This is a genomic window from Kitasatospora sp. GP30, from assembly GCF_029892145.1.
Lineage (GTDB): Bacteria > Actinomycetota > Actinomycetes > Streptomycetales > Streptomycetaceae > Kitasatospora > Kitasatospora acidiphila.
In genome coordinates this window covers 1-5,285 of sequence record NZ_JARZAH010000087.1, presented here as the reverse complement: position 1 = coordinate 5,285, position 5,285 = coordinate 1, and the positions used below count along the sequence as shown (strand labels likewise).

Genomic DNA, 5,285 nt, shown 5'->3' with positions numbered 1-5,285 from the left:
TTGGCCATGAAGTTCACCGAATCGGTGAGATCACGCCACACACCCGCGACACCCGGCACCTGCGCCTGACCACCCAGCCGACCCTCGGTACCCACCTCGCGGGCCACCCTGGTCACCTGCGCGGCGAAGGAGTTCAGCTGGTCCACCATCGTGTTGACGGTGTTCTTCAGCTCCAGCATCTCGCCGGCCACGTCGACCGTGACCTTGCGGGACAGATCGCCCTTGGCCACCGCCGTGGTCACTTCGGCGATGTTGCGCACCTGGGCGGTGAGCCGGCCCGCCATGGTGTTGACCGAGTCCGCCAGGTCCTTCCAGCTGCCGGACATCGAACGCACCCGGGCCTGACCGCCCAGCTTGCCCTCGGTGCCCACCTCGATCGCCACCCGGGTCACCTCGTCGGTGAACTCCGAGAGCTGGTCGACCAGGCTGTTCACGGTCCGGCCGACCTTGAGGAACTCCCCGCGCAGCGGCTGGCTGCCGCCGTCCGGCAGGGTCGAGCGCAGCTCCATCCGCTGGTCCAGGTCGCCCTCGGCGATCGACGACAGCACCCGGCCCACCTCGGCCATCGGCCGGGCCAGGTCGTCGATCAGCGCATTGCAGTTGTCCACCGCCGAGGCCCAGGCGCCCTCACCGGCACCGCTCTCCAGCCGGGCGGTCAGCCGGCCCTCGCGGCCCACCGCGCGGCGCACCCGGGACAGCTCGCCCGTGAGGTGCTGGTTGCGCTCGGCGACCTCGTTGAACACGGCCGCGATCTCGGCCACCAGGCCGTCGCCCGGCACGGTCAGGCGGCGGCGGAAGTTTCCGTCGCGCATCGCGGTCAGCGCCCCGAGCAGCTTGCGCAGCTCGGCGGGCTCCGCTCCGTGGCTGTGCGCCGCGCGCCGACTCGCACCGCTCCGTGGTGCGGTGGTCGACCGTGCGCCACGGGCACCCGGCGCGCTCTTCTGTCCGGTGGCGCTCTGCCCGGCAGCGTCCTTGGTGGCCGAACTCAACGGGACCCTCCCACGTCGCAACTGGCTGGTGTCCGCCGCCCGGCGTCCAGCTGCGGACTCGGGCGGATCCCCCAGTCTGACAGTACCGACCGACGTTGTTGACCCGCTTGCGAGTCCTCTCATCATTGTGAGAGGCCTGTGGTGGGCAGAATCACCCTCGAGTGCCCGTTTCGGTCACCCTTGCCCACGGGGAAGCCGTCCGGAAAGTAGGGTGGAGCGCTGCACTTCGCCCTGGCCCGATCCACCCGGGAAACGCCCACCCACCCATGGGGGCCCCGCCCAGCCGAACGCTGGGGGAGGCACCAGGCGCCGAGCAGCTACCCGACGCAGAGGAGAAGCAGCCCGTGGTCACCGCGCGCGCAGCCGCCACCTTCGAGCCGGACGGCCGGTCGGCTTCGGCCGCGCGCGGATTCGTCCGGGACGCCCTGCTGGGCTGGGGCCTGCCCGAGGTGGTCGACGATGCGATCGTCCTGGTCAGCGAACTGGTCACGAACGCCGTGGTGCACGCGGGCACCGCCGCCGAGGTGAGCTGCCTGCGCGAGGAGGACTCCGTCCAGATCGGTGTCACCGACCACCATCCGGAACGCGGCCTGCCGACCCTGGCCGCCGGATCGGCCGACGAACCGGCCTCCGAGCACTCGGAGCACTTCGCGGACGCCGAGGGCGAGGGCGGGCGCGGCCTGCTCATGTGTTCGGCGCTGTCCAGCCGCTGGGGCGTGGAGTACGCCGCCGGGCAGAAGACCGTCTGGTTCCGGCTTCCGCTGCAACGCGCGCTCCCCGGAACCCGGTTCGCGCTCCCCCAGGCTCCCGGCGAGGTGCTGCCCAGCACCGACGGACCGGTGCTGGTGGCCGTCGCCCAGCTGGACTCCGAGGGCACGGTCCGCAGTTGGAACACCGATGCCGAGGAGCTGTTCCGCCGCCCGGCCGCCGAGGCCGTCGGGCGGGCCTGGGCGGAGCTGGTGGTCTGGCCGCAGAGCCCGGCCGGACCACTGGAGGCGGCGCTTCGACTGGCCCGCTGGGAGGGCGTGTTCGGGGTCCGCCGCGCCGACCAGCGCACCATCGAGGTCTACGGCTGCCAGGTCCGGGTGCTGGATCCCACCGGAGCACCCGCCACGCTCTGCCTGATGGTCCGCGAGCGCGATCGCGCCGTGCTGCGCAGCCCCGACCGCCAGGCCCCGGCCGGCCCCGCACTCGGCGGCCTCGAACCGCTGGACCTGCTGCCCGAAGGCGTCTGGGCCGACGACCTGTCGGGGCTGCTGCAGCAGACCGTGGAGCGGGCCCGCGATCTGCTCGACGGCGACGCCTCCTACCTGCTGCTGGCCACCGAGGACGAGACCGAGTTCGAGGTCCGGGCCGCCACCGGACTCGCGGCCGAACGCACCAAGAACGTCCGGCTCCCGATCGACTCCAGCCAGTCCCGCTACGACTCCGCCCGGCTGCCCGCCGTCCACGACGACCTGACGACGCGGCCGCACAGCGCCCCACTGCTGATCGGCAGCGGGCTGCGCTCGCTGATCACCGTGCCGCTCAAGGTGGAGGGCCGGCTGATCGGCTCGCTCGGGGTGGCCGCGAGGCGAACCGCCCAGTACGACAACGACCATGCGCTGCGCCTGCAGTTCGCCGCCGACCGGATCGCCCTCACCGTGGAGAACGCCCGGCTCGCCGAGCGTGAGCGGCTGCGCCGCGGTGCCCTCTCCTTCCTGGTCGAGGCCTCCGACCTGCTGGCCGGCACCCTGGAGCACCAGCAGACGCTGGCCCTGATGGCGCAGATGGCGGTGCCCACCCTGGCCTCCTGGTGCGCCGTCTACACGCTGGCCGAGCGCACCGAGTTCGCCGAACTCGCCTTCGTGCTGCACGAGGAGGAGGACCGGATCGACCCGCTGCGGGCGCTGCTGCGCCGCACCCCGGCGGCGGCCCGGATCACCGCCGACGGCACCGCGTTCTGGACCGGCCCGGCCGAGGCGGCGACCGCGGCCGAGCCCGCCGGCCTGATCGGCGAGACGGTGGTGCTGCCGCTGTCCGCCCGCAACCGGACGATCGGGCTGCTGGTCCTCGGCACCCGGGCCGGGGTGTCGTTCCGCCAGGAGACCGTGGAGCTGGCCGAGGACCTCTCCCGGCGCGGAGCGCTGGCGATGGACAACTCCCGCCTCTACTCCGAGCGCAGCGCCACCAGCCAGGCGCTGCAGCGCAGCCTGCTGCCGCCGGAACTGCCGAAGATCCCAGGGGTCGAGGTGGAGGTCTTCTACCAGGCCGCCGGCGAGGGCAACGAGGTCGGCGGCGACTTCTACGACCTGTTCGCGATCCGCGAGGGCACCTACGGCTTCGCGATCGGCGACGTCTGCGGCACCGGACCGCAGGCCGCGTCGGTGACCGGGTTGGCCCGTAACTCGCTGAGGCTGCTGGCCCGCGAGGGCCTGGACGCGCCCCAGGTGCTGAGCCGACTCAACCGGGCGATCCTCGACGAGGGCGACCGGGGCCGCTTCCTCACCCTGCTCTACGGGGAGTTGACGCCGCTGCCGGACGGCCGGGCCGAACTCGACCTGGTCTGCGCCGGCCACCCGCTGCCGCTGCGCCTGCGCCCCGACGGCCAGGTGGCAGCGGCGGCCACCTCACAGCCGCTGCTCGGGGTGATGGAGCCGCTGGAGCTCACGGTCGAACGGGTGGTACTGGAGCCGGGCGAGGTACTGCTCTGCGTGACCGACGGGGTGACCGAGCGGCGCGAGGGGATGCGGATGCTCGGCGAGGACGGGCTGGCCGAGGTGCTCACCGGCTGTACCGGGCTCACGGCGGGAGCGGTGGCGGCCCGGGTGCAGCGCGCGGTGGAGCGGTTCGCCCCGGAGCCGCCGTGCGACGACATGGCGATCATCGCCCTGCGGCTGCCGGCCCAGCGGCAGGGCTGAGCCCGCAGCTGAGACACGGTCCGGCGCACCGCCGGGCCCATCACGGCCCAGACTCGATCAGCTGACGAACCGACAAATTCCGGCATTCACAAGGGTACAAGCGCCGTCACCCCGGGTAGGGACCTGCTGACCGGGATTCCTCCCCGGTGCCAGTGGTCCCGGCAGCCGTGCTGACACTCGCCCTGCTGCTGGACGCGATCGGCACCCTCGGCTGCCGGCTGGCTGGTCAAGCTGGCCGGCTGGGTCGCCGCGGCCGCCGGGCTGATCAGCTGGTACTGGGCCACCGCCGCGCTGGCCAACAGCGGCTGGGGCCGGGCGGTACTGCCGGTCAAGTGAGGTAGCGCGTCCTGGGCTCGGCGGGCGGCGCCTGCCGGGCCCAGGACGGTTCAGCGCGGCACCAGTTCGGGCGTCTTGCGTGCACTGCCCGGCCCGCGCCGCCCTGCGTCGCCGCCAACGGCCCGAACCGTACTGCGCCGCGTAGGCGAGCATCAGCAGCCAGAGGGCGACGATGCCGTCGGCCCAGAAGTGATTGGCCGTCACCACCACGACGGTGATGGTCAGCAGCGGGTGCAGCAGGATCAGCCAGCGCCAGGCGGACTTGGACACCGCGATCACCGCGACCGCCACCAGCACGCACCACGCCACGTGCACCGAGGGCATCGCCGACAGCTCGTCCGCGTGCATCCCGCCGACGCCCGCGGTGTAGACGGACTGGCCGTACTGCGCCGCGACATCGACGAAGCCGTGGTCGGTCAGCATCCGGGGTGGCGCCACCGGGACGAACTGGATCAGCAGACAGCTCGCGGTGACCAGCACCACCGTGGTCCGCACCCACGGATAGCGGTCCCGGTGCCGGAGGAAGAGCCAGAGGAGCGTCGCGATCATCACGCCGAAGTGCATGACCGCGTAGTAGTAGTCGGCAAGCCGGATCAGCACCGGATGCGGCGTCACCGCCCGCTGCCAGGACGCCTCGTCGGGCAGGCCCAGCCTCAGCTCGGTGTGATGGATCCATTCGGCGCGGTCCAGCGCGTGGTCCGTGGACATCAGCGAGAGCTGGCCGACCAGTTGCCAGAGCGCGAACAGGGCCAGCAGGGTGCCGGCCTCGCGGAGGACGGCGATCAGGGTCGTCCTGGCCGGCCGCAACCGGTGCACGGCGTAGGCGGCTCCGAGGAGCACCGTCCCGGCGGTACCGGCGCTCTGCCATGACAGGGTCAGGTTCTGCAACGCCGTGCGCCTCTCCGCCGAACTGTCCGAGCTATACGAGCTGTAGTGCCGGCTGAGAGGGTAGCGCGCGAGGCCGAAACGCGAAGAAGCCCCGACGGTTGCCCGTCGGGGCTTCTTCTGAAGAATTGTTCGGCGGCGTCCTACTCTCCCACAGGGTCCCCCCTGCAGTACC

The 5,285-nt window shown here is 72.4% G+C and carries 3 protein-coding genes; 1 reads left to right on the top strand and 2 read right to left on the bottom strand.

What is annotated here, in order from left to right; genetic code table 11:
- Window positions 1–812, bottom strand: an 812-nt coding sequence (locus P3T35_RS40120) for a HAMP domain-containing protein (protein ID WP_280709842.1), incomplete at its 3' end; no start/stop codon positions are given.
- Between the two features lie 521 nt (window positions 813–1,333).
- Between P3T35_RS40120 and P3T35_RS40115 the strand changes: the two genes are divergently transcribed.
- Complete coding sequence (locus P3T35_RS40115; protein ID WP_280709837.1) at window positions 1,334–3,889, top strand: SpoIIE family protein phosphatase; 2,556 nt, start codon at window positions 1,334–1,336, stop codon at window positions 3,887–3,889.
- 57 nt (window positions 3,890–3,946) lie between these two features.
- Here the strand turns inward: P3T35_RS40115 and P3T35_RS40110 are convergent, their stop codons facing one another.
- Window positions 3,947–5,113, bottom strand: coding sequence for a phosphatase PAP2 family protein (locus tag P3T35_RS40110; protein ID WP_280709835.1), 1,167 nt, complete (start codon window positions 5,111–5,113; stop codon window positions 3,947–3,949).
- Window positions 5,114–5,285 lie beyond the last annotated feature (172 nt).